This window comes from Austwickia sp., from assembly GCA_016699675.1.
Lineage (GTDB): Bacteria > Actinomycetota > Actinomycetes > Actinomycetales > Dermatophilaceae > Austwickia.
Map to the genome: position 1 here is coordinate 3,269,815 of CP064985.1, position 22,915 is coordinate 3,292,729.

A 22,915-nucleotide genomic window follows, 5' to 3' on the forward strand; every position below is an offset into this window, starting at 1 on the left:
TAAGTCTCGTTCGCTAGGGCGGGCGCCACAGTCCCCAATTTGGGGGACACGCCTCCGCAGCGCCCCGGGTCGGTCGCTGATTCGGGGTAGCCTCTTGCGTCGACCGCTCCCTGTTAGTCCTACGCGCAAGCGCCACTTAATCTGGGTTGATCAGGAAGCCTCGGAGGAGGGTTTCGATGGCCACCCAGCCAACACCGGAGAGCGCTTCAAGCGTCGCCTGGGACGATCCGTTTGCGCAGCTCAGCCGCCCCGGAATGGATGCTTTGAATGTCGGTTTCATTGATGATCACCCCGTGATTCTCAGTGGCCTGGTGCACGCGCTTCGGGTCGCTATGCCGCAGTTGGGCACCACGCTCACGAGCAACACGGTCGATGGGCTGCTCTCCCGCGGCGAGGTGCTGGACGCAGTCGTATTGGACGTCCGATTAGGTGATGGTTCGATTCCGGAGAACAATGTCGCCGACCTCGCTGCCCATGGCTACCGCCCGCTGTTGTTCACCCAGGAGACGCGGCCGCACGTGATTGCCCGATGCCTTCGGGCAGGCGCCTGGGGAATCGTGGGAAAGCATGAGCCCATTGCCGTCCTGGCAGAAGCGGTGACCACGGTGGCGTCGGGAACGCCGCATCTGAACCCGGAATGGGCCCTCGCCATCGAGGCCGACGCGGGCTGGCGCGCCCCCGATCTCGCCCCCCGGGAGCGCGAAGCGCTGTGTCTTTACGCGGCGGGTCTCCCGCTGAAATCCGTGGCCCGCCAGATGGGCATCTCCCCGGACACGGTGCGCGAATACCTCTTGCGGGTACGCAGCAAGTACGGCGACATCGGTCGGCCCGCGCACACCAGGACCGAGCTGTATACGCGCGCCGTCGAGGACAGCCTTATCGAGGCCCCCCATGTCCATTGACCCCAGTCCGTCCCGGCAGACCGTCGACACGTCCCTCTACCGGGCCGTGCTGGTTTTCACGGGGTTGAACCTGGTCGTCACGCTGACGGACTTGCCCAGCGAGATCGGCATGTATCCCGTGCCGCTCGGCCAGCTCGCCCTGGCCCTGCTCGTGGGCCTGTATGTCACCTGCGTCTGGCAAGCTCGTCGCCCGATGCGATCCTGGTCCGCGTTCCGGGCGCTGGTCCTCGCCTGCTGGCTCCTCGGGGTACTCCATGCCGTCCTCGCAACGGTGGCGCCGACGGACCGGCAGGGCTCGGCATACCCCCCGTTCCTGCACGTCATGGGAGCCACCGTCACCGGCGCCGCCGCCGGTTTCGGGGTGCCTGCCGGCGTCGCGCTGCAGCTCAGCTATTGCCTTTGCCAGTACGTCGTGCGCTCGGGCACCATGCCGCCCGAGCGCTTGCTCCTGGAAACGACCCTGCTGCTGGTGTCGCAGCTGACCAGCACGGCGTTCGTCGCCCTGGTCCGGCGCGCCGAGGGTGAGGTGACGCGGGCAGCGGGTGGCGTGCTCGCCGCGCAGACCGAACAGGCGCGTCGGGCCGCCGGATCTGCCGAGCGCGTGCGCTGGGATGGGTTGATCCACGATCGCGTCCTGGCGGCGCTGCGAGTCGCTGCCGAGCCCCGGCCCCCCGGTGCGGACGTCGCCGAGATGGCTCGCTCGGCGGTCGCCGAATTCAGCACCCGACCCGCAGTTGACCCTCGAGATCCCCCGTGCGCCGGCGTACCCGCCTCCACCTCCCTCGATCCGGCCACGGTCCTTCGCGAGGCGGCGAGCCGAGCCGCCCTCACCGCCTCGGTCGACGTTCGCGTGGCGCCACCCGCCTGCGGGGAATCCCTGTCAGGAGATCTGTCGCCGCCGGACGCGGAGGCGTGGCACAGCGCGTGGGTGGCGGCGATCGACGCGGGCCGCGAAGCCATCGCCAACGTGGCCCGGCACGCCGGGGTGCGCGAGGTTTCGGTGTCCGGACATTTCTCCATGACCCGGGTGATGTTGCTCGTCCGGGACCAGGGCAGGGGTTTTGACGCCGCCGGGGTCCACCGGCGCACGGGCATGACGGTCAGCATGACTGGACGCATGGCGTCCGTCGGGGGCCAGGTGCACGTCAGCTCGGAGGTCGGTGCGGGGACATCGGTCCGCCTGACGTGGCACGCGTCCGGGCCCGAGCCCCGGGCCCCGCTCGACTGGCCGCCGCGCACGTTCGTGCCGGTCGTCGTGCTCGGTCTCGGCATCATGCTGCTCAATGTCTGTTTGGGGTTCGTGGCGCCCCCGCCGCTGCGGTCAACGCTGCTCATGCAGGTGGGTGCCGTCCTGATCTGCGCCTTCTCGGTGATCATCGTCTGCGCCCCCACCGCCGCCACGGCCGTCGGTTGGCTGGTGCCGGCTGCGTGCACGCTGCCGGCAGTCCTGACCTGGAACAACGTGGCGACCGCGGATACGTTTTGGAGTGACTGGCACCTCGGGGCGCTGATGCCGATCACCGGGGCCGTGGGATTCCGGTGGGGTACGACGCGTGCCGTGGCGGCGGCGTGGTTCATGCTCCTCGGCACCATGGCGATGGACGCCGCTGCCGGGCGGCCCTGGTGGGGCTCGGCCCTCGGACCGTTTCCGGTCCTGCTGGGCGTGGCCATCGTCGGTGGCTTGTCGCGCACCGGCCTGGCGCGGGGTTCCGCCGCGATCGATGAAAGCCTGGCGCACCGGGCGGCGCTGGCCCGGTCGCGGGCCTTCACGGACGCCCGAGACGCCGAAATCGAACGGCGACGTACGGCGCTGCAGGCTCGGGTGCTGCCCATGCTCCGGCTCGTCGCGTCGGGCGCCCGCCTGGAGCCCGAGCGGCGCCGCGAGTGCCTTCTCCTCGAGGCGGGCGTTCGGGACCGGCTGGTCGCCCCCGAGCTGGTGGATGGATCGGTCGAGGACGTCGCCTACCAGGCCCGCAGGCAAGGGGCCACGGTCGTCCTCGCCTCCGGCGCCGCTGCGGAATCCGATGCGCCAGCGGCGCTGGCCAGCGCCGTCGCACAATGCGAGGCGGCCCGCAGGGTGCTCGAGACCGTCCTGCGGGCCGCCCATCCGGGCCTGCTCATACGGGGCACCAGCGGACCGCGACCGAGCATCGTGGTGCTCGGGCCGTGGGACGCGGAGGCCCGCGATCGCGTGCGGTCGATGGTTCCTACGCTCTGTTCCCGTCCCGTCGACGTCCTCATCGACGAGGACGCCGCCGTGTTCCGGCTCGGCCCCGTCGAGGGGCCGTCGCGCAAGGCGGACGGGCGCGAACGCCCGTGCCGGCGACCGACGCTCGCGGCTCGGCGACGGGCTAGGGCGTGTCTGACAAAAGGCGGGTCCAGGCGATGACGCCGTTGAGGACCACGGCGGCGCGGTAGAGCAGCGCGTGTTTGTCGTACCTGGTGGCCAGGCCGCGCCACTGCTTGAGGTGGCAGTAGCGCCGCTCAATGACGTTGCGGTTCGTGTAGTCGGCGCGGTCCAAAGCCACCGGGCGCCCCCCACGCGAGCCACGACGACGCCGGTGACCCTGCTGGTCGGCAGGCTCGGGGATGACCGCCTTGATGCTGCGGGCGCGCAGGTGGGCGCGGTTGGCCCGGGAGGAATAGGCCTTATCACCGCGCACCGCGACCGGCCGGGTCCGGGGCCGGCCGACGGCGCGGGGGACGCGCAGTTGGGCCAGCAGCGGCACCAGCATCGGGCAGTCCCCGGCTTGGCCCGGGGTGATCGCGGTGACCAGCGGTAACCCGTGACCGTCGACCAACTGGTGGATCTTGGTGGACAGCCCGCCACGGCAGCGGCCGATGCCGTGATCAGGCGGCTCGTGGTGGGGATTCGTGTAATTCGATCCAGCCCCCGTGAGCCGGGTCGTGTTCGTGGCGTGCTGGTGGGCTCGGGCGATCGTGGAGTCCACCGACAGCGACCAGTCGATCAACCCCGCCGCCTCGGCCGCCGCGGTCAGCTGGGTGCTCACGGCATCCCAGGTGCCGTCCATGGCCATCCGGTGGTGCCAGGTCCACACCGTCTGCCACGGCCCGAACACCTCGGGCAGATCCCGCCAGGCGATCCCGCACCGGTACCGGTAGATGATCGCCTCGACCATCAACCTGGCCGGCGCAAACGGGCGGCCACGCCGACCCGTGGGTCCGGGCAGCATGTCCTCGATCAGCGACCACTGAGCATCCGAGAGCATCTGAAACCGCGACATGCCAGCCAGACTGTCAGCCCAGCCACGAACCCTTTGTCAGACACGCCCTAGTCCTTCCAGGCTCCATGCTTGTGGCGCTGCTTTTCCCATCGCCACAGCAACAGGCCGATCGTCAGCATGGCGACGGCGACGAAGCCGGTCAGGACGTACGCGACGATGTTGTCCGAGCCGTTCGCCACGCTCGACGCCGCCGTGGGCCGCGGGGACGCGGACGCCGCGCCCGCGCTCGACGTACCGCTTGCCGCCATGCTGGCCGTGGAACCCGCGCCCGACCCGGGAGAGGGGGCCGCAGCCGACGCACCCGACGTCCCGCCCGCCGCCCCCGCCACCGTGAACGCGATCTCCCCGGAGATCGGGTGCCCGTCCTTGCTCACCACGCGATAGCGGACGACGACCTTGCCCGTGCCCAGGTCAGCGGGCAGTGCCGCGGTGACGACGGGCCCCTTGATCGACGGCGGCACGTTGCGCGGCTCGCCCGAGCCCTGCACGACGACCTGCGAGAAGTCGCCGTTGATGTCCTCGTTGAACGTCAGGGTCGCGACCGCGGGCAGCGCGGCGACCGTCGACCCGTCGGCGGGATTGGACGACACGAGCGCGGAATGGGCGAGCGCGGCGGGCGCCCCCGCCAGCGCGATGAGCGCGCCCGCGAGCACGGCGAGGAGGAGGGAAAACGGCCCGGTACGTCGGGCGGTGGCGCGCATGCGAGGCCTCCTGAGGGCGGGACTTTCCCCCATCCTGCCAGCCGACGTGGCACGGCAAAGGGCCCGAAGACCAGGTCTCCGGGCCCTTCGCGGCTGGGGTGCCTGAGTATCACGTTCGGCAACTCCGCCCCCAAGACAAAAACCCTGGTCAACCGCCTAGACCGTGGGGTCTACGAGGTCTCTCGACGTCCCCAGGATACCGCTCCGAAGGATGGTCGTGGCCCTGTTGCGAGCACTGTCGAGACGGCTCAAACTTCTCTGACCGACTCCGAGGTGGACGCCCTCGTCGGCGACTACCTGGCCGGGATGAGAGTCAAGGCGCTCGCTGAGAGGTACGGCATTCACCGCGCCACCGTGTTCTCCCATCTGCGTCGCCGCAACGTGCCGAGCCGCCGACCAAGGCTGGGGATCGACGAGAAGGCCGAGGCCGTGCGGCTCACCCGAGCGGGCGTCTCGATGCGGGCCATCGGTCGCCGGATGGGCGTGGACCGTAAGGCCGTGCGCGCAGCTCTGGTCGAGGCTGGACTCATTGCGGATGAGTCCGCCAGCAGTTCGTAGCGCCGCTCTGGGCCGCTAATGGCGCAGAGGGTTTCGGCGGACATCGTCGCTCCCGACGTGTCTCAGCCCGGAGACCGAGGCGTGCAGCTACCGTTGGAGACGAACAACTGCTCTCGCCAGTTCGGCACCGAGGGCGTGGATCGCCGGACGGAGCACGAGAGCAGGGCTGGATATGGCTTATGAGCAGCTACCGATAGTCGAGGTCGACCTCGACCAGCTCCTTCTCGACCTGGAGAACTACCGCATACCGACGCGCCGCGACGACGAAGCAGGTGCGCTGAAGTACCTGTTTGCATCCGAGGATGTCCTCGGAGCGGCGCGCCTGATCCTCCGTGACGGCTACTTCGACAACGAAGTCCCGATCGTGACGTCGGCATCGGCGTCCGGCGGTAGCTCCCCATACACCGTGCTGGAAGGCAACCGTCGAGTCAGCGCGCTCAAGGCGCTCCAGGACCCGACGATCGTGCCCGGCCATGAGGCAGAGATGCGCGCGCTGCTGAAGCGGTACGCAGTGGAGGCGGAGAATCTCCCCGAACGAATCCGTGTCATCGTCGCTCCCGACCGGGCGACGGCTGCGCCTCACGTCGCGAGGTTGCACACCGGCATCTCGAAGAGGCGCTGGAGTCGCGATCAGCAGGCAACCTTCTACTATTCGCTCGTCGACGAGCAGACCACGGTCGACGATGTGAAGGCACAGTACCCGGATGTCGAGGTTGCCAGGTTCATGCGGATGGCCGTGATGCGGCGCTTCCTCAGCGCAGCGCCATTCTCCGATCACACCCTCCGGCAGTACGCCGCGAGTGACGACCTGGCGATGTCAGCCTTCGAGTATGCCTACCGAAGCAAAGAGATTGCTTCCGCGATCGGTGTCGAGTTCGACAAGGATGGCATGCTTCTGCCGCGGGCTTCGACGCCTGAGAAGATCGCTGTGAAGTTGACGAAGAAGAAGCTCAACGCTTTGGAGTACCTCGTCAGCGAGTTCCGTGCAGGGCGTCTCAACACTCGCTCACCAGAGTTCAAGAAGCGCAGCCAGGAGTATCAGTCCCTGGTGGATCGCCTCAACGGCGTATCGACTGCGGCTCCGCCCCAACCAGCGCCGCCCACTCCTCCCGCGCGACCGACGCCATCCGGGCCATCCCAAGGTGGCGCGTCCGGCGCGCCCGGTGGCCCCGACACTGGCGGGAGTGGTGCTGCTCCGAACCCACCCGGCCCTCCTGGCGGCACGGGCAGCCGTGGACCCAACCATCCAGACACGAAGGACACGCTTGATCTGTCGGGGCTGGACTACGAGAACGCGCCGCTGAATCTCAAGCTGCGATACTTCGAGTTGCGCAAGATCAGCCTCTCGAATCTCCCTATCGCGGCCGCGATCCTCATGCGCTCAGTATTGGAGGCCACCATCAAGGTCCATTTCGAGGGCTCTCCAACCCCCGCCACTGGACAGTTGAGCGATGTATTCAAGCGCGTGGTGCAGGCCTATGGACAAGAGAAGTCGCTCAAGTCAGGCATTAGTGCTATCCAGTCGGGTAACGCGCATAAGCACGGATCGATCCAGTGGTTCAACCTCATCGCGCACAGTGCCGATGCTTCCGTGAGTGCGGATGACGTCCGGCAGGCATGGAAGGTCGTGAACCCGTTGCTTAGGCGCTTGTTGCGCCCGCCATCGCAGGCGTCGTCTGCAACGACTTGATCGCCCGCGCGACCGACGGGGATGCCACGAGCAGCTCTTCCGCCTGTCCCGGATACCTGGCGGAGTAGGTGAGTTCCAGTCGGCACTGGAACTGATCTCGGTACAGTTTCTCGATCAGCGGGGCTGTGTCATAGGTCATCAACCAGTGCGCGCTTTCAACGGAGTTGACTATCGTCGAGAGTGCCTTGTGGTCTCGTCCGTCGAAGGCATTGAGATAGAGCTGCGAGCCTGCTTGCACGTAGGGCGGGTCGATGTACATGAATGACCGGTCATCGTGAGAGTACTGCTGGATCACAGTCCGGCCATCCAGATCAGAGACCGTGATTCGATCCGCTAGAGCACCGATCGCAGTCAACCGCTCGACGAGTGTGAGCCGGTTGAATCGTGCATCAATCTTGTACTTTCCCTCCTGACGCTGGCCGCCGATAACGCCGGCGTTCAGAATCCCGGAGCGATTGGTTCGATTCAAGAAGAAGAACGCGAAGCCCAGGCGCAGTGCATCGCGCTCGTCCCGTGAGCGATATACCTCCCGCTGGCGCTGCCACTCGTCGATCGTGAGTGGCGTTGACGCGACCATTTCTACGAACTCTGCGTTGTTGCCAACGACGGACTTCCAGAAGGCGTGGACGGCTGGGTCGATGTCGTTGACTACCAGGTGTTGGACGATGCCCTCGCGCAGAAGCGCGATCCCTGCGCCCACACCTCCGGCGTAGGGTTCGATGTAGCGGGCGTCCTTGATGCCAAGAATGTCGATGATGTCAGCGAAGAAGCCAGCGAGCGCAGCCTTTCCGCCGGGGTATCGCAATGGTGAGAGTGTGCCGTATCGGCGTGACCCGATGACACGCAGGCTGTCAGTCATTGGAGTCCTTCCTCGCCCGGTGTGCGGCAACACGGCAGCGGGCTGAGCAGAAGCGAGCGTCACCTCGTCCGAGGAACGCTTGGTCGCAGTGCTCGCAATCTCGCCATGCCTCTCGGCGGCGTAGGCGTTCATGGCGCAACGCGCTATCAAGCTCGGTGAGCCCCACGTCACTCAGGCTTCCTAGACGCTTCATGTTACGGATAGTACTCGTTACAGAACACATCATGGTTCGCCACGCGGGCGCTCCCGCGAATAGGCCGTTCTTCGGAGTCCGCCGGGTGAATCTCCGTAGCTGCGCCCGTGTCGCCTCACACGGGAGAGGACCGCTAAGCAGGGCGGGTGTCCGCGAGGCTCGGTCCGCGCACCTCGTCGGTAACGAGCACCGAGAGGAACCGATGATGGCCAGGTTGAGTGATGTCGCGAGCGACGAGCGCACCGCGAGGGTTGTGCTGTCCTTGCTCGTCGAGCCCAATGACCCGGTGACGGGACGCATCTTGTCCAGGCTCGGAGCAGTCGAGACGCTCTGGCTCGCTGAACGCGACGGTGCGGTGGTGGGGCTGAGCTCCGTAGACACACCCGGCAGGCGATGCTCATCGAGCAGGTCGAACGACTCGTCGAACGCTTCTACGCGCGGGTCCAGATCGACCCCGAAACGAAGCAGGCGCTCTCGGCGATGCTCCATGCCAGGTTCGACGAGATGATGTCCGAGGGAGCAGCGGAACTCGGCGGCCTCGCGAACCGTAGAACTCAGGTCGAAGGCGAGCAGCAGAAGCTACTCCAGGCACCCTACGCCGGCGCCATTCCACTCGACCTTCTCAAGCGGGAGCAGGACCGAATCACCGCGTCGCTGGAGACCATCGAGTACCGGATCAACGCGCACCACGGCCACTACGCCGACGCACGAGCGAACCTCAATGACTCGCTGACGTTACTGTCGAACGCCGCTGACATCTACGCCCGCGCCGACGACGCAAACCGTCGGCTCCTCAATCAGGCACTGTTCAAGGCGATCTACATCGACGAGGACAACGACGTGCGCGTCGGCTACCGGACCCCGTACGACGGGCTCAGCATCCCGGACTTGCAGGCCGACGCCCTGAGCTGGGCCGCCCAAGCAAAGAAAGAGGGCCAGGTTGGAACCTCGACCAAGGGTGGCCCCTTGGTCGAAAGTTCAAACCTGACCCATCTGGGGTCCCTGCGTAGTACGTTCTCCAACCTCACCCCGCGCCTAAAGACCCTGGTCACACGCTGGAAGCGGGGTGTCTATCGGGTGTCTCAGCGTCCGGAAACCGCGCCGGTGGCGGACTCTCGTGGCCCCGTGGTGCGGAGGATTGAACATCTTCAAACCTTTCTCACCGCTGCTGAGGTCGACCGCCTCGTTGACGACTACCTCGATGGTACGACGGTCAACGAGCTGGCAGACAGGTACGGCGTTCATCGCGCCACCGTGTCGGCGCACCTCACGCGGCGCCGCGTCGGGCGTCGCCGTCCGGGACTCGGAGTAGAAGAGGCGGCCGAAGCGGTGCGTCTCCACCTCGGCGGTGTCTCGATGAGGGCGATCGCGCAGAGCATGGGTGTGGATCGCAAAGCCGTGCGGCGCGCACTGGTCGAGGCATCGGCGATCAGCGCGTGAAACAGGCTCTCCGCAGATGAGGGTGTAGGGCTGAGCAACCGGTGATGCAGCAGTGTGTGCGAGGACGGCATCGACGCTGTGCTTGTTGCTACGGTTGCAGCGGGGAGGGCTCATGGTCTCGGCGGCAATCGGCCTGTTCTTCCTTGCGGTCGTGCTTCTAGGGTTCTCTGCTGCGATCAGGGGGGATGGGCTGGAGCGCAATCGCACGGTCGGGATCCGCACCAGGGCGACGATGGCCTCGGACGAAGCTTGGGCACGCGGTCATCGAGCTGCTGCCCGATGGGTGCTCGCGACCGGCGTCCTCGCGCTCGTCCTTGGCGTGATCGCGTTGATGATCCGCTCGATCGCGGATGAGCGGCCAGCTGGTCTGGCGATCTTTGTGAGCGTCGCCTATGGCGCCGTGGTCATCCTGTGCGCCGTGATTGCGAGGGTTGCCCACGTCGCCGCCCGGGACGCTGACGACGAGTAGCGCCCCGGTGCCGCCTGCATCTCGTTGCCAGGCTAGCGTCGGCGCTCGTCACGGCATCTTGATGATGTGTTTCTCGGCGCACCCGGCCCTGCCGTAACCAACCAGTCTCACCGCTGCCCCGGGCATAGGCGTGGTCTGAAGCCGCCGGCTTCCAGCAGTGACCGTGCGATGTAGTTGGCCAGGTTGCGGAAGCCGAGGGCGGAGCCGCGTAGGTGTTCGAGGCGGCCGTTGATCGCCTCGGTGGGCCCGTTGCTGGTCCGCGGGTAGTCGAAGTAGCCCAGCACGTCAGCAGCGCGCTTCTTCAGGGTTCGGCCGAGCTTGCGGATCTCCTCCAGCTCGGCCGGGACCGCGGCGCCGATCCGCTTGATCGTCAGGGTCAGGAAGTGCTTGCCCAGGCCGCGGTCGGGCTCGCGGTAGGCGGTGATGATGTCTTGGTAGACGCCCCAGGTCGCCTCCACGGCGGCGTGCCGGACGTCCTCGAAGAGCGCCTCGACGCGTTGGAGCTGGCGTGGTTGCAGCAGCCCGGCGCCGGTGAGCAGGGTGCGGCGGGCCGAGTAGAGCGGGTCCCCGCTCATGCTGCGGCGGCCGAAGATGTCCTGCTGGACCCGCCGCCGGGGGTGTCAGATTCTCTGTGTAAGGGGTCACTCCATCTGGAAGGAGAGACGCTATGAGCATGGTGAAGGTGAGTCCGGAGCGCCAGGAGCGTCGCCGGCAGCAGGCAGAGCTCGCGGAGCGGTTGGCGGCTTCGGGGGCGTTGGATGAGGTGTTCGCCCAGCTCGATGCCGGGCAGCCTCTGACCGGGGATCAGGGGGTGCTGGGGGCGATGTTGAAGGCCGCGCTGGAGCGGGGCCTGGATACCGAGCTGACCGAGCATCTGGGCTATGAACGCGGCGACCCGGACGCGGCGGAGTTCGCGAACTCCAGGAACGGGACCACGTCCAAGACGCTGGCGACCGAGGTCGGCCCGGTGGAGCTGGCGGTGCCGCGGGACCGGGACGGCTCCTTCACCCCGATGCTGGTCCCCAAGGGTGCGCGGCGCCTGGAGGGGCTGGACGCGATGATCATCAGTCTCTACGCCGGCGGCATGACGATCCGCGACATCGGCCATCATCTGGCCGCCACGATCGGCACCGATCTGTCGCACGAGACGATCTCCAAGATCGTCGATCAGATCAGCGAGGAGGTCCTCGCCTGGCAGCACCGGCCGCTGGAACCGCTCTACCCGGTGATGTACCTGGACGCGATCGTGGTCAAGATCCGCGACGGCGCGCACGTGTCGAACAAGGCCGCCCACATCGCCGTCGGGGGTCGATTTCGACGGCATCAAGCACGTCCTGGGGATCTGGGTGCAGACCACCGAAGGCGCCAAGTTCTGGGCCGGGGTCTGCGCCGAGCTCGCCAACCGGGGCGTGTCGGACGTGCTGATCGTGTGCTGCGACGGGCTGACCGGCTTTCCCGACGCGATCGCCGCGACCTGGCCGGCGGCGACCGTGCAGACCTGCGTGGTGCATCTGATCCGGGCCGCGATGCGGTTCGTCTCCTACGGCGACCGCAAGGCCGTCGCCGCGGCGTTGAAACCGATCTACACCGCCGTCAACGAAGACGCCGCACTGGAAGCGCTGGGCACCTTCGAGGACTCGAACTGGGGCAAGAAGTACCCCTCGGCCGTCAAGACGTTCCACGACGCCTGGGACCGGTTCACCCCGTTCCTGGCGTTCCCGCCCCGAGCTGCGCCGCGTCATCTACACCACCAACGCGGCCGAGTCGCTGAACTTCCAGCTGCGCAAGGTCACCAAGAACCGCGCCACTTCCCCAACGACGCCGCCGCCGTCAAGCTGCTCTGGCTGGCGATCTGCAATATCGAAGACAAGCGAGCCCGAGAACGCGAGAAAGAACGCGGCCTGCCCGCCGAGAAGAGACGCGCCCCCGGCCGCCTCGTCGAAGGCCAAGTCGTCACCAACTGGAAGCAGGCCCTGGAGCAGCTCGCCCTGGCCTACCCCGACCGCATCAACCCACATCTGTGACCCAGATCACTTACACAGAGAACTTGACAGGCTCCCGCCGCCGGCACACATCCAGCGCTTCACCCGCCAAGCGCACCACGTGAAATGGATCCATCACCGCGACAGCGTCGGGGACTTCTGCGGCGGCGGCGCTCTTGAACCCGGTGAAGCCGTCCATCGCGACCACCTGCACCCCGTCGCGCCACTGCCTCGGGCGGGCGGCGAGCCAGTCCTGGAACACCGGCTTGGAGCGGCCTTCGACCATGTCCAGCAACCGTGACGGGCCAGTGCCGTCACGGACCGGAGTCAGGTCGATGATCACGGTCACGTACTTCTCACCACGGCGGGTGTGGCGCCAGGCGTGCTCATCGACACCGACCACGGCCACGCCATCGAAGCGGGCTGGGTCATCGATCAGCAGCCGTCGCCCTTCGGCCAGCACCGCGTTGTTCGCGGTGTGCCAGGCGACCCCGAGCCCGGCCGCGACCCGGGAGATCGTCAGGTGATCGATCACGACCGCCTCCAGCGCCCAGGCCAGCCCCCGGCGAGACAGCTTGGCCCGCGTCGGGGCGACCGTGTCGCTGTCTTCACGCCAGACCCTGGCGCACCCCTGGCAGCGGTAGCGGCGCACCCGCACCAGCAGCGTCGTAGGTCGGTGACCGAACGGCTCATGCGCCAGCCGACGCGTGACCGTGCCCCGCGACACCCCTTCGGCGCCACAGCTCCGGCACCACGGATCCGGCTCGGTGAGGCGGCACTCGATCACGGCCCGGCCCGGCTCGAGCCGCTGCCCGACAGCGACGAGCCCAAGCTCTTCCAGGCGGCAGAAGGCGGTCAGGTCAGGGTCAGCGAATGTAGCGTGAAGCACGTCGAGGTCTTCTGGATGGGCGGTGTGAGAACTCCCATCATCAGGGGACCTCTGTCAAGGGACAGTCGGAACTGCCCAGTGGCGGACATGAAAGCTGCCCGCTGACGGTCACGAGATCTGCCCGGTGGTGGCCACGGGATCTACCCAAGGGGGTTGTGGCCACCACCGACCAGGGTGGTCAGTTCAACGGGCTCACCCCTTGACCGGCGAGTGCTTGGGTGAGCCGGACGCTGTCGCCGCTGGTCTGGCAGACGTGGGCGTGGTGGAGCAGTCGGTCCACCGTGGCGGTGGCCAGCGTCTTGGGCATCAGCTCGTCGAACCCAGAGGGGTGGAGGTTCGAGCTGATCGCGACTGACCGCTTCTCATAGGCGGCGTCGACGAGTCTGTAGAGCCCCTCGGCGGCGTCCGCGGCGACCGGCAGCAGGCCGATGTCATCGACGATGACCAGGTCGGCGCGCAGGACCCGGGCGATGGCCTTGGTGACAGTGTCGTCCGCACGGTGCCTTCGGAGTAGGACGCCGAGGTCTTCCAGGGTGAACCAGGCGACCTTCAACCCGGCCTCGACGGCTTGCTGGCCAAGGGCCTCCAGCAGGAACGTCTTCCCGGTGCCCGACGGGCCGCAGACCACGAGGTTCTCGCGGCGGTGGACCCATTCCAGGGTGCGGAGCGCCTGCTGGGTCGGGACTGGGATCGAGGATGCCTCGGGCTGCCACGCGTCGAAGGTCTTCCCGGTGGGGAAGCCCGCCGACGCTCGCCGGGTGACAAGTGCGGAACGCTCCCGGCCGGCGACCTCCTCGGCGAACAGCGCCTTCAACACCTCGGCGGGCTCCCAGCGTTGGGCTTTCGCGGTTGCGACGACCTCGGGTGCGTGACGACGGATGTGCGGCAGCCGCAACCGGCGCAACAGCTCCTCCAGTTCGGCTGGCAGCGGCGGTGCTGACGCCGTGCTTCTCGTCGTCATCGGGCCACCTCGTTCCCGTCGCGGCCGTCGTGCTGGCCGACCTGTTCACCGAGCCGTGCCCATGCGCTGGTGCCCTGGGTCAGCGAGGAGTCCTCGCTGGCCCGGTGCTCACCGGCTTTCGGTGCTCGGGCGTGGTGGTCCAGGATCGAGGACAGGTCTGCTTCGGCGAACCGGCCGTGCACGGCGGCGTGGCCCAGTGCCCAGTCGACCTCGACGGGGTCGAACAGCTTGGCCAAGCTGAGGGCTTCGGCCATCTTGACGCGCATCCGTGGTGTGCCTGCGGCGGCGGCCTCGATCAGCCACAACCTCGCGCCCTCGCCCAGGTCGAGGAAGTCGGACTCGGCCGGGTTCTTCGCACGGGGCTGGCGGTCCAGTGGCCCGGACGGCTGGGCTGGGAAGTGCTCGTCATCGATCTTCGGGGTGCCGGGTGTGGCCCGGCGGTGGCGGGCGACTTCGAGGGGACCGTCCTGGCCGACGTGGACGATGACGACCCACTCGTCCTCGCCGACACCATGGGCACGGACCCACACCGTCGCACCCAGCAGGGCATGCGGGACCGAGTACTGGCCGGACTCGAACATCACCATCGGTGTGTTGCCCGGCACCACCCGCGTGGTGCCGAACGCGACCGTGTGCGGGGTCATCGGGACCGGGTGCAGCCGGACCCGTTCCTCGGCGAGCATCTCGATCGGTGGCCGACGAGTGACCCGGTGCGCTCGGGTGTTGACCTTCTCGCAGAACTCCACGCACGCCGCCTCGAGCTCGGCGAACGAGGCGTACCCCTCGCGCAGGTTGGTGTCCTTGGGGACCAGGTCGGCCTTGCTGATCTTCACCGACGACTCGGTGCCGCCCTTGGACGCCGGATCGGCCGGGACGCAGGTGTGCACGACCATCGAGTAGTGCTCGGCGAACGCCACCAGCTGCGGATTCCGCACCGGAATTCCGGCGATGTGCTCGACCGTGACGGTCTTCTCGTTGTCGGTCAACACATAGGTCGGCACCCCACCCAGCCGCCGGAACGTCACGTCCAGGGCAGCGAACACCGAGGGCATCGTCTTGTCGCGGATCGGCAACACGACCCGGAACCGCGACCAAGCCAGCCAGGCGACGAACAGCACGGTCTTGACGCCGTCGACGACGGGGCCATCGCCGTAGTCGTACTGCAACCACATCCCCGGCTCAGTCACCCAGGGACGGTGCACCCGCACGTGTCCGGCCCGGTAGGACTTCTTGACCTTCGCGACCGCACGGCGGGTGGTGCGCTCCGACCCTCCGTAGCCCAGGGCGAGCAGCTTCTCGTGCGCCACATCGGCACGGACCTTCCCGACCGACCGCTCGACCCACTCCTCGACCTTGGGCAGATACTCATCGATCAACATCGGCCGCACCGCCGCCGCCGGCAACTCCCCGCCGCCAGCACGGCGATCCACGTACCGCTTCACCGTGTGGTGGGAGCAGCCAGCCAGCTCGCCGGCATCGCGCAACGAACCTGTTAGGTCGTAGGCATCCAACATTTCCATGATCTCCTCGGCAGACTTCAACTCATCCCTTCCTCGGGAGCGATAGGGCGCATCAGCACCGCTCATCGCACCCGAGGAAGGGGCCTCAACCGCGCAGGTCGGCGAGGCAGACGACGTCGTGTCGGGCAGATCCCATGACCGTCAGTGGGCAGTTCTCACGTCCGCCAGCGGGCAGCTTCGTGGCCGTCTCCGGGCAGTTTCTCGTGGCCGCCGACAGACCTCGACGCCTACCCCCACTCGACCCGCGGAACACCCTCGTTCGCGAAGAGCCGTGAAACAGACGAAGGCCACCGGGGAGAGTTCCCGGTGGCCTTCCTGTTGCCAACCTCAGTTGCCGACATCCTTGGGCGACTCTTGTCGAGGTGATGCGGTCGGGCCGCGTCGCTCCTGGCGTTCGGCGTCGGCGCGCGCGAAGGCCATTCTGATGAAGAGTTGGGCGAGCTCGTGCAGGTCCGGCTCGGTGCGTGGTTGGGCGACGATGCGGTAGTTACGCATCCGTGCCGGCGGGGCCTTGCGTGGCTTGCTCGTTACTGCGTCGCCTGAGCGGTCAACTTCGCGGGCGCTCATCGGGTCGCCCCCATCGTCTCTACCTCGTACGGACCCTGCACTTCCTCGCCGTAGGTGTCGGCGTCTGCGCTTCGGTCAGGCTGGGGGACGCGGATGTAGCGCCGGAGCACGAGCGTCACCGGGTCGATGCGAAGCATCTTGAAGCCGTTCAAGGTGAACAGGATCACCAGTGCGTTGAGCCAGCCGGGGCCGTCGTGGTTGAGGAGCGTGGTGCAGATCGCGGCGGCGTAGAAGTACACCACGGCCAAGCTGACGGCGAACAGGAACCACCTGACTCCGTGACGACCATGGGTGCGGATCAGCAGGATGTTGGTCGGCGCGTACCTGAGCAGCCGGTAGCGGACGTTGAAGAAGATGGTGAGTGCGAGGGTACTCATTACGGGACTCGTTCCATGTCATAGCGCGACGGATGTCCGTCGTGAGGCAGCTATGAATGAGTGCCCGCAGAGGGGCCGTCCCAGAGGACCCGCAGAGTTGTGAACCTGCCTCCACCACCGAGTCTACGACTGGACCCCGGCAGAGGGAACCCTCATCGATGAGGCATGCGTGCTCCGCTAGGTGGTTGGTCGGCGTAGTGCACCTGGGACGGGAGCAAACAGCGCTCGCTCGTTGGCTTCGATCCGCTGCTGTGCTTCGTGTTCGGTCACGCCCCACAGCTCCGCGATCGGCCTGAGAGCCGCGGTGACGTCCCACGGGTTCAATCCCTGACGCCGAACCAGTGCGAACGGTCCGTCAGTCTCAAGGAGAACCTTGTCGTTGGGCATGGCCGCAACGAGGTCCTTGCCTTTCGCGCCGGCCAGCATTGCTGGTCCAACGCTGAACCAGCATCCGCGCCCGACAGCACGTTCCATTTGCGAGCGTGAGCCCGAGAACCAGTGGAGTATTGGGGTCTTGATCCGGTCGTAGCGGTCAAGGTGGTCAAGTACGTCTTTGGCCGCTCTGCGACTGTGGATCGAGATGACCTTTTCGTCGCCTGCGCTACACACCTGAAGTACGTGGTCGAAGACTTCCAACTGGTCTTCCCAGAAGGCGCGGCACTCGGGCGACCCGTCTAGGCCCACTTCACCAACAAAGGGAGTGTTCGCCAAGTACCTGTCGAAGAGAGCGAGTTCATGCTTTCGCTGTCCCGCGAGTTGAGGGTGCAAGCCAATTGCAGTGCGGATCGTAGACCGTCCCTCGGCGAGCCTCGCGGTGCCGTTCCACGCGGAGGGCGTCGTGGTTACCGAAAGTAGACCGATACCGCGGCGCTGACTCTCATCGGCTACGGCAGGTGGCGATGGGTAAAGATCGAGGTGGCAGTGGAAGTCGATCACACTAGGCCGTATTTCTCGTGGACCGTCCGCAGTTCACCGAAACCACGCTGGAGCATGTCTCGAAGTTCGAGTCGGTTGTGAATGAGTGGGGAGCTGAGAGTCGGTCCGAGCCAGCGGTCGAATCCGTCCTGCTCGATGGTGAGCAGCGCGATGGCTACGGAGCGAACGTCGTCAAACGCTGCATGGTCCTCGTCTTGGATAGCTAAGTTGTCGTACACGTACTCAGTCGGGTCTGGGCGCCCCCATGCCTCGAACGATGCGCGTCGAATCTGGCATGGGACGCATCGCCCACAATGCCTGTAGTTGAAGCGTTGGAATCGACCACAGCTCGTCGATAGCGGCGCCTCGGTCGACAGTAGGTCTTGGTCGAGGCACTCACGAAGCATCTCGCCCTTGGTCTTCTCCGCGTACGGGTTCTTGATCTGGACATTAAGTCCGACGGCATCGAAGATGCTTTGCATCCGTCCCAGGAACTCGGGATGCGCAGTTCGAGTGCTGAGGCTTCCCACGCGCGCAGTCGTCAGCGGTGGGTTGATCGCAATGAAGCCGTTCTCGCATACGTAGAGCGGTACCGGTTGGCCGTAGGCATGACGACGAGTAGCGGTCGCGGCCAGTACGGCGAATGCCAGGAAGATCAGCGAACGGGAGCGTTGTGAGGTCTCCTTCTGGCCGCGGGGCGTACTTGCGTTGTGATTGAGCTGAAGGTGGTCGATACCTCCGCCAATCCGCTGAGCGAACCGGTCTTGCTTCGCCGCATCTCCCCGCACCGTTTGACTGACGGCGAGCAGTGTCGTTCCCGCAGCAGTGAGGTCGATCGCTCCGATCAAGGAGTCGAGGCCGCCAGACAGAAGAGCAACGGCGTCACTCGTCGGGTATCGAGGCTTCTTGGGTGGGGTTGGAATCGTTCCGCCATCTCGGAACGAGATGGTCCAAAGATCGGTGGTAAGAAACCTCAACGCCGTGGCTATCGCATCAGCATGGGGGCTCCACCGATCCGGATCGCTCAGCGCGATCTCAAGTTCGATCTGTCGGGTCCATCCGTCCGGGCTAGAGCTTCGCAGCGTCGTCCCGTCGGCGACAACAACTGACAGGGCGATGGCGAGCAAGTCCCAGGCGGCGGTATCCGGCATCAGCTTCTGTCGGCGAACCTTCTCCGCGGCAGACCATCCCGCCGTGAGTGCGTCGCCAGTTCCGTCGCGTCCGAACAGCAAGATGGGAGTCTGGTCGCCGCTTCGATCAGTTCTCTCCAACTTCGGAACGCTGAGGTACCTCATGAGGTGTACTCCTCGAAAACTGCTAGCGTCTCGCGGAGCGCAGCACGGGTAAGTTGAGCGATGCTCCGAGTCGTCGGAGATGCGTTTTCGTCACGAATCTTGCGGAATGATTCCGAGACCTGTTCCGATATGAACTCACGGATGTATCGCAGTCGGCGCATCCCTGTAACCGCATCTGGAGCTTTGTCCAGCACAGTCTTCTGCAAGTCAAGGCAGAAGCGCGCATACACGTCAAGAGCCGCATAGCGCTCGATCACGTAGTTTCTCTGTGCTTCGGTCAGCGCGAAGAGGTCCGCATCCGGGAACCTGACAAGAAGATCGGATAACGCGTTGCGGATTGACAGGCGTGACGCTTCCTTGTCCTGCGTCCCGTCCGCGGGACTTGCCGTATCGACGATCGCGTCGAGTACGGCGTTCGCGTCGCTTCCATTGGCCAGAGCTGCGTCACGGAGCGATGCCCCGTCCGGCGTTCGACCGGACTGGAGCATCGTGCCTAGCCGCCCGGCTGTGGCGGCGGTTCCGCCAAGCCGGCGCGTCATAGTTGCGGTACCGCCGTAACCGCTTCTCACATAGTGACCGAGCGCACGACGTAGGTCTTTGCTGTCTCCGTTGCGGGCATAGCTTCCGAGGCTTCGGCGAGTGTCCCTGAACCGTGCGGGGGGCGCTTCCCGCGGCGGGGTCTGATCGGAATCGTCGGGGGCGTTGTCAGCACTCGGGTCAGTAGGGTCGTCTGGGGGCACATCGTCGGCCCACGGCGGGACGAGAGCGACCCCAGCGCCTGGTCCGGTACTACTTTGCGACGTTCCCACTCTTCGACCTCCCCTCGATGACCTTCTTTACAGGACCCTCGACATCCCCAGCAGCGGCCCAGTGTTTGAGCACCTCGGCGGCCCACGGCTCGGACTCAATCTTCGGCACGATGCTTGCCTGAATCTGTTTGCCGGGCCGCTCGATGAGGAATCCCGCAACGCTCCGGCCTTGGTTCGGGTCGGCCGTGGCTAGAGCAATGCAGGCGTCCAGGATCGGCGGAGCGCCCCACTCTTGGACCTGACGAGCGCGCGCAAGCACGCGATCCATCATGATCGACAGCTCGGTTCGAGGCAGGGCCGCCAGGTCGGCAACGAGAGCGTTCGATTCCTGTGGGTCCTCGACAAGCGCTCGAAGCAGATCGGCTGCAGCGGACGAGAGACGATCCGATGCTGTGACCAAGGGAGCATGCTCGCGCCCGACATAGAGCGCACCACGGAGGTCGACCTGGCCGAGCGCCGGAGGGAGGGACAACCACTCACGCACGAATACTTCATCCCACGCCTCGTCGGGCTCGAACTCCTCTTCCTTCGTGGCCGCGTCCTCCCACGGAGTCAGGATCTGAGGCTTCCCATCTGGGTCGGCATTCACCGCGGCGGTCAATGCGGCGTATGCCGCGGGCGACGCCAAGCGCTCGAACAGGAGCAGCTTCGCCAAAACAGCTTCGTCCACGCCTACGCCTTGAGCAGTCGAGATTGTCATACGGATCGAAAGCGCATTGAGGAACCGCTTGATCAACCTAGGATTTCCTGCGATCCGCTCAGACGTTGTCATTAGCGGAGCAAGCCGCTCCGCTGTTTCCAACCGAGCAAGCAGCGCGGGCTTCAACTCAATCCCGCAGCTACTAACGAATGACCGATCGACGCGCTTGCCCTTCCAAGTCTCTCGGAGCTGGCCCGCAATCGACGTCCGAAGCTGATCCTTCTTCGCCTGGTCAAGGTCGCTGTTCTCGATGAATAGCATCATGAGATAGGCGCGAACTTCTTGTGTTCCAAGCGCTGGCACGCGAATAGGTATCTGGACAAGTTTGTCGAAGTAGTTGGTGATCAGTTCGTCGTCTTCGAGTCCACCGAAATGCTTCTTGACGGCGTACTTGATCATGTTGTCGTCGGCAGCGATGACGAACGCTGTGTGATCAAGGAACAGGAAAAGACGAATGGCTTCCAGTGTCGATATTGTCGTGCCAGGCATGCACCGATCCAGATCGTCGATGAGTACCACGAGTGTGATGTCGAGTGCTTTGATCGCATCTTCGAACGAATCGCGAAGGGCCTGGATCTCCTTCGGCGGCGAGACCGATTCCTTCGGCTTTACGAGAGCGGAGGCAGCGCTAGCCCGGATGTTGCATGGGGGCTTGCTGGTGGGGGCCGGGCCGTCGTTGACGCCTCGGTGGGGCTGATTCTGGCCGGTGGGTATGACAATGTCCCGGGGCGGCGCTTCCGGTGGGCGTCGTCTTCCACGGACGAGGGCTGTGTTGCGGGTTGTCGGGGCGGGGTGGTGGCGTTGCTCAGGGCGGGGCCAGGATCGCGAGGCGGTCCCATCCGGTGGTGAAGAGTCCCGCCCAGGGCGCCGTGACCTTGAGGTGGAGCAGGCGTTGCCTACCGGTGTGGGCCAGGGTGGCTGCGATGGTGAAGAGCCGCAGCCGTAGCGTCTTGGGTTCCCAGCGGCGGGCATCGGTGCTGGTGAAGGCCAGCATGCCCATCCACGCGATCAGGTCGTTCGCGAGTTGCACGATCAGGAGCCAGATTCGGTTCTGGGCGAAGCCCTGCAGGGGCAGGTTGGTCAGGCCGGTGTCTTTGGCGATGCGGATCCGGTCTTCGCAGCGGGCCCGGCGCCGGTGGCGTAGTTCCAGGTCGGCCAGTTGCCCACGGGTCGTGTTGGTGACGAAAGCGGTCAGCCGGTACCCCCGACGTCGGTGAAGCGGAGTTGGGCGCCGGGGTGGGGTCGTTCGCGTCGGACGATGACCCGCATCCCGGCCGGGTACCCCGTGAGGAGACCCTTAGCCGCGAGGAGGTCGGTGAGCTCGACGACGGCCGCGCCGTCCCGGACGCCGCCGTCGGCGTCGAGGGCGACCTGCCAGGCGGTCTCGGGGATCAGCGCGTACAGCTGGGGCGTGCTGGTGGGCAGGGTGTACCCGATGGAGTACGACAGGCCGCGCCGGTCCAGGAAGGTCAGGAACTCCCGGGTGCCACCGGCGCCGTCGGTGCGGATCAAGACTTTCTTGCCGGGCCGGGAGGGGTTGATCCCGGGCACCGCCGCCAGCGCCGTCTTGGTCACGGCGATGTGGTCAGCGGCCGTGTTCGACCCAGCGTTCCCCGCTCGCAGCAGCATGCCGAGCGGTTCGCCGGTGCCCGTCTTGCCGTGGTCGAGGAAGGCGCACAGCGGGTGGAAGCCGTAGCCATGTTTGAACGTGGCGGCGGCGTTCTCCTTCTCGGAGTGGGCCGTGATCAGCGTCGCGTCAAGGTCGATGACCAGCGGATCGGTTGCTGAGGCTGCGTGGTTCGGGGCATGGGTTCCGGCCCGATGCCACACGTGGGCGCGGGCCGCGGTTCGGGCCGCGGCCACGGCCTTCTCCACGGCGGCCACGTCGCCGGCCAGGGCCGCGATCGTGCGCGAGATCGTGGCATCAGAGGCCACCAGGCCATACAGGCCCGGCTCGGAGCGGATGAGCGCCACATCACGGCAGGCGTCCCCACCCAGGACCAGCGAGATCGCCAGATCGAGCAGCACCTTGGCCGGGTCATGCCGGGCCAGCGACTTACGCCACGGCGTCAGCGCCGCACTCAACGCCCCGACCAGCCCGGAGGTGGTCGCGGTCCGGGTCAGCAGCACACCCCCGCGTGCGCGACCGCGGGCACTGCCGCGGTGTCGACTCGGACAAGGGGATAGGGACCGCTACGCTTACTCACCTGGGAAGTGCCCTTCGAACCACGCGGATATCGGCCTAGACAATCGACATCCTCGCAGCTCAAGGGCACTTTTCACGTCACGGCACGCTCACCGCCGTGAAATCTCCGGGCTAGCTGTGGCCGACGCCTGCTCGCCAAGAGACTCCAGCCCCTCGCCAGTCAGACTGCCAGAGATTGCGTCCTTGACGACTCCGGAAATCTCGCCTGCGAGTCCTATCGGCGGAAGCCCCAGCGCCATGGATGCAGCGGGCAGCGCGATCAGCTTGGCGAGGCGGAACCATCGCACGCGCGAGAGAAAATCTCTGGCCTTGTCGATTCCCGTCTCGCGAGCTTCCGCTTCGGCTTCGAGCTTGTTGGCAATCACTTCGAGGAGTGCTGCACGAGCGTCGTCATATCCTTGGTACAACCATGCATTGAACTCTACGAAGACGAACTTCTTGGGTCCTTTCGCTGGCTGATGCTTAGCGAGGGACGTCTTGGTCAGCTTGATCATGGAGGACTTGCCGACACCCCAGGCACCGGACACTCCGATCGACACGGGTCGCCCGTCAGCACTGACGATGACCTCGGCGATGGTGTCGGCGACGCCCTCGAAGTTGAGGAAGTCGCGGTCGGTCTCGTTGTCGGTCCACATGC

The 22,915-nt window shown here is 66.2% G+C and carries 18 protein-coding genes and 5 pseudogenes; 8 read left to right on the top strand and 15 right to left on the bottom strand.

Annotated elements, in window-relative coordinates; all coding sequences use genetic code 11:
- Positions 1–176 precede the first annotated feature (176 nt).
- Both IPK37_14955 and IPK37_14960 read left to right on the top strand, forming a co-directional pair.
- Entirely contained in the window at positions 177–902 is a 726-nt protein-coding gene (locus IPK37_14955) for a response regulator transcription factor (protein QQS00192.1), read from the top strand.
- A complete protein-coding gene (locus IPK37_14960) occupies positions 892–3,291 on the top strand; it encodes a hypothetical protein (GenBank protein QQS00193.1) in 2,400 nt (799 codons plus the stop codon). Before IPK37_14955 ends, IPK37_14960 begins: the two co-directional genes overlap by 11 nt.
- Here IPK37_14960 and IPK37_14965 read toward each other — a convergent pair.
- Positions 3,254–4,147, bottom strand: coding sequence for an IS5 family transposase (locus IPK37_14965; protein ID QQS00194.1), 894 nt, complete (start codon positions 4,145–4,147; stop codon positions 3,254–3,256). The genes IPK37_14960 and IPK37_14965 overlap by 38 nt on opposite strands.
- A 47-nt stretch (positions 4,148–4,194) precedes the next feature.
- Entirely contained in the window at positions 4,195–4,848 is a 654-nt protein-coding gene (locus tag IPK37_14970; GenBank protein QQS00195.1) for a copper resistance protein CopC, read from the bottom strand.
- Positions 4,849–5,121: 273 nt separating this feature from the next.
- Here IPK37_14970 and IPK37_14975 point away from each other — a divergent pair, with 273 nt between their 5' ends.
- Together IPK37_14975 and IPK37_14980 are read left to right on the top strand one after the other, a co-directional pair.
- Positions 5,122–5,406, top strand: coding sequence for a hypothetical protein (locus IPK37_14975; GenBank protein ID QQS00196.1), 285 nt, complete (start codon positions 5,122–5,124; stop codon positions 5,404–5,406).
- 172 nt (positions 5,407–5,578) lie between these two features.
- On the top strand, positions 5,579–7,096 hold the full coding sequence (locus IPK37_14980) for a hypothetical protein (protein ID QQS00197.1): 1,518 nt from the start codon (positions 5,579–5,581) through the stop codon (positions 7,094–7,096).
- Here the strand turns inward: IPK37_14980 and IPK37_14985 are convergent.
- Entirely contained in the window at positions 7,047–8,087 is a 1,041-nt protein-coding gene (locus IPK37_14985; protein QQS00198.1) for a DNA adenine methylase, read from the bottom strand. The genes IPK37_14980 and IPK37_14985 overlap by 50 nt on opposite strands.
- Positions 8,088–8,529: 442 nt before the next feature.
- Here IPK37_14985 and IPK37_14990 point away from each other — a divergent pair.
- From IPK37_14990 to IPK37_15000, 3 genes and pseudogenes are all read left to right on the top strand, one after another.
- A pseudogene (locus IPK37_14990) lies at positions 8,530–9,147 on the top strand (recombinase family protein).
- 126 nt (positions 9,148–9,273) lie between these two features.
- On the top strand, positions 9,274–9,588 hold the full coding sequence (locus IPK37_14995; protein ID QQS02915.1) for a hypothetical protein: 315 nt from the start codon (positions 9,274–9,276) through the stop codon (positions 9,586–9,588).
- 112 nt (positions 9,589–9,700) lie between these two features.
- Entirely contained in the window at positions 9,701–10,057 is a 357-nt protein-coding gene (locus IPK37_15000; GenBank protein ID QQS00199.1) for an SdpI family protein, read from the top strand.
- 107 nt (positions 10,058–10,164) lie between these two features.
- Here IPK37_15000 and IPK37_15005 read toward each other — a convergent pair.
- Positions 10,165–10,683 (bottom strand): annotated as a pseudogene (locus IPK37_15005) (transposase).
- A gap of 47 nt (positions 10,684–10,730) precedes the next feature.
- Between IPK37_15005 and IPK37_15010 the strand changes: the two are divergent.
- Positions 10,731–12,081, top strand: a pseudogene (locus IPK37_15010) (IS256 family transposase).
- 34 nt (positions 12,082–12,115) lie between these two features.
- Here IPK37_15010 and IPK37_15015 read toward each other — a convergent pair.
- The 11 genes and pseudogenes from IPK37_15015 to IPK37_15065 form a co-directional block, all read right to left on the bottom strand.
- Positions 12,116–12,928 (bottom strand): annotated as a pseudogene (locus IPK37_15015) (ISL3 family transposase).
- Positions 12,929–13,106: 178 nt separating this feature from the next.
- A complete protein-coding gene (locus IPK37_15020) occupies positions 13,107–13,889 on the bottom strand; it encodes an ATP-binding protein (protein ID QQS00200.1) in 783 nt (260 codons plus the stop codon).
- Positions 13,886–15,430: an IS21 family transposase gene (locus IPK37_15025; GenBank protein ID QQS02916.1), complete on the bottom strand. Its 1,545-nt coding sequence runs from the start codon at positions 15,428–15,430 to the stop codon at positions 13,886–13,888. The genes IPK37_15020 and IPK37_15025 overlap by 4 nt, the downstream gene beginning before the upstream one ends.
- Positions 15,431–15,736: 306 nt before the next feature.
- Positions 15,737–15,976 carry a hypothetical protein gene (locus IPK37_15030; protein QQS00201.1) on the bottom strand — a complete coding sequence of 80 codons (240 nt, stop codon included), beginning with the start codon at positions 15,974–15,976 and terminating at the stop codon, positions 15,737–15,739.
- Positions 15,973–16,353: a sulfate permease gene (locus IPK37_15035; GenBank protein ID QQS00202.1), complete on the bottom strand. Its 381-nt coding sequence runs from the start codon at positions 16,351–16,353 to the stop codon at positions 15,973–15,975. The genes IPK37_15030 and IPK37_15035 overlap by 4 nt, the downstream gene beginning before the upstream one ends.
- A gap of 177 nt (positions 16,354–16,530) precedes the next feature.
- Positions 16,531–17,289: a TatD family hydrolase gene (locus IPK37_15040; GenBank protein ID QQS00203.1), complete on the bottom strand. Its 759-nt coding sequence runs from the start codon at positions 17,287–17,289 to the stop codon at positions 16,531–16,533.
- A complete protein-coding gene (locus IPK37_15045; protein ID QQS00204.1) occupies positions 17,286–18,563 on the bottom strand; it encodes a 7-cyano-7-deazaguanine synthase in 1,278 nt (425 codons plus the stop codon). The genes IPK37_15040 and IPK37_15045 overlap by 4 nt, the downstream gene beginning before the upstream one ends.
- Complete coding sequence (locus tag IPK37_15050; protein QQS00205.1) at positions 18,560–19,372, bottom strand: hypothetical protein; 813 nt, start codon at positions 19,370–19,372, stop codon at positions 18,560–18,562. The genes IPK37_15045 and IPK37_15050 overlap by 4 nt, the downstream gene beginning before the upstream one ends.
- Complete coding sequence (locus IPK37_15055) at positions 19,353–20,792, bottom strand: ATPase (GenBank protein ID QQS02917.1); 1,440 nt, start codon at positions 20,790–20,792, stop codon at positions 19,353–19,355. Before IPK37_15055 ends, IPK37_15050 begins: the two co-directional genes overlap by 20 nt.
- 85 nt (positions 20,793–20,877) lie before the next feature.
- Positions 20,878–22,279: pseudogene (locus IPK37_15060) on the bottom strand (IS1380 family transposase).
- An 88-nt stretch (positions 22,280–22,367) separates the two neighbouring features.
- Positions 22,368–22,913: a hypothetical protein gene (locus IPK37_15065; GenBank protein QQS00206.1), complete on the bottom strand. Its 546-nt coding sequence runs from the start codon at positions 22,911–22,913 to the stop codon at positions 22,368–22,370.
- Positions 22,914–22,915: the final 2 nt, after the last annotated feature.

Coding starts and splice junctions, on each gene's coding strand:
- IPK37_15045 (QQS00204.1), bottom strand. CDS start 18,563: ATGAGGTACCTCAGCGTTCCGAAGTTGGAGAGAACTGATCGAAGCGGC.
- IPK37_14955 (QQS00192.1), top strand. CDS start 177: ATGGCCACCCAGCCAACACCGGAGAGCGCTTCAAGCGTCGCCTGGGAC.
- IPK37_15030 (QQS00201.1), bottom strand. CDS start 15,976: ATGAGCGCCCGCGAAGTTGACCGCTCAGGCGACGCAGTAACGAGCAAG.
- IPK37_14970 (QQS00195.1), bottom strand. CDS start 4,848: ATGCGCGCCACCGCCCGACGTACCGGGCCGTTTTCCCTCCTCCTCGCC.
- IPK37_15020 (QQS00200.1), bottom strand. CDS start 13,889: ATGACGACGAGAAGCACGGCGTCAGCACCGCCGCTGCCAGCCGAACTG.
- IPK37_15000 (QQS00199.1), top strand. CDS start 9,701: ATGGTCTCGGCGGCAATCGGCCTGTTCTTCCTTGCGGTCGTGCTTCTA.
- IPK37_14985 (QQS00198.1), bottom strand. CDS start 8,087: ATGAACGCCTACGCCGCCGAGAGGCATGGCGAGATTGCGAGCACTGCG.
- IPK37_14960 (QQS00193.1), top strand. CDS start 892: ATGTCCATTGACCCCAGTCCGTCCCGGCAGACCGTCGACACGTCCCTC.
- IPK37_15035 (QQS00202.1), bottom strand. CDS start 16,353: ATGAGTACCCTCGCACTCACCATCTTCTTCAACGTCCGCTACCGGCTG.
- IPK37_14965 (QQS00194.1), bottom strand. CDS start 4,147: ATGTCGCGGTTTCAGATGCTCTCGGATGCTCAGTGGTCGCTGATCGAG.
- IPK37_14980 (QQS00197.1), top strand. CDS start 5,579: ATGGCTTATGAGCAGCTACCGATAGTCGAGGTCGACCTCGACCAGCTC.
- IPK37_15065 (QQS00206.1), bottom strand. CDS start 22,913: ATGTGGACCGACAACGAGACCGACCGCGACTTCCTCAACTTCGAGGGC.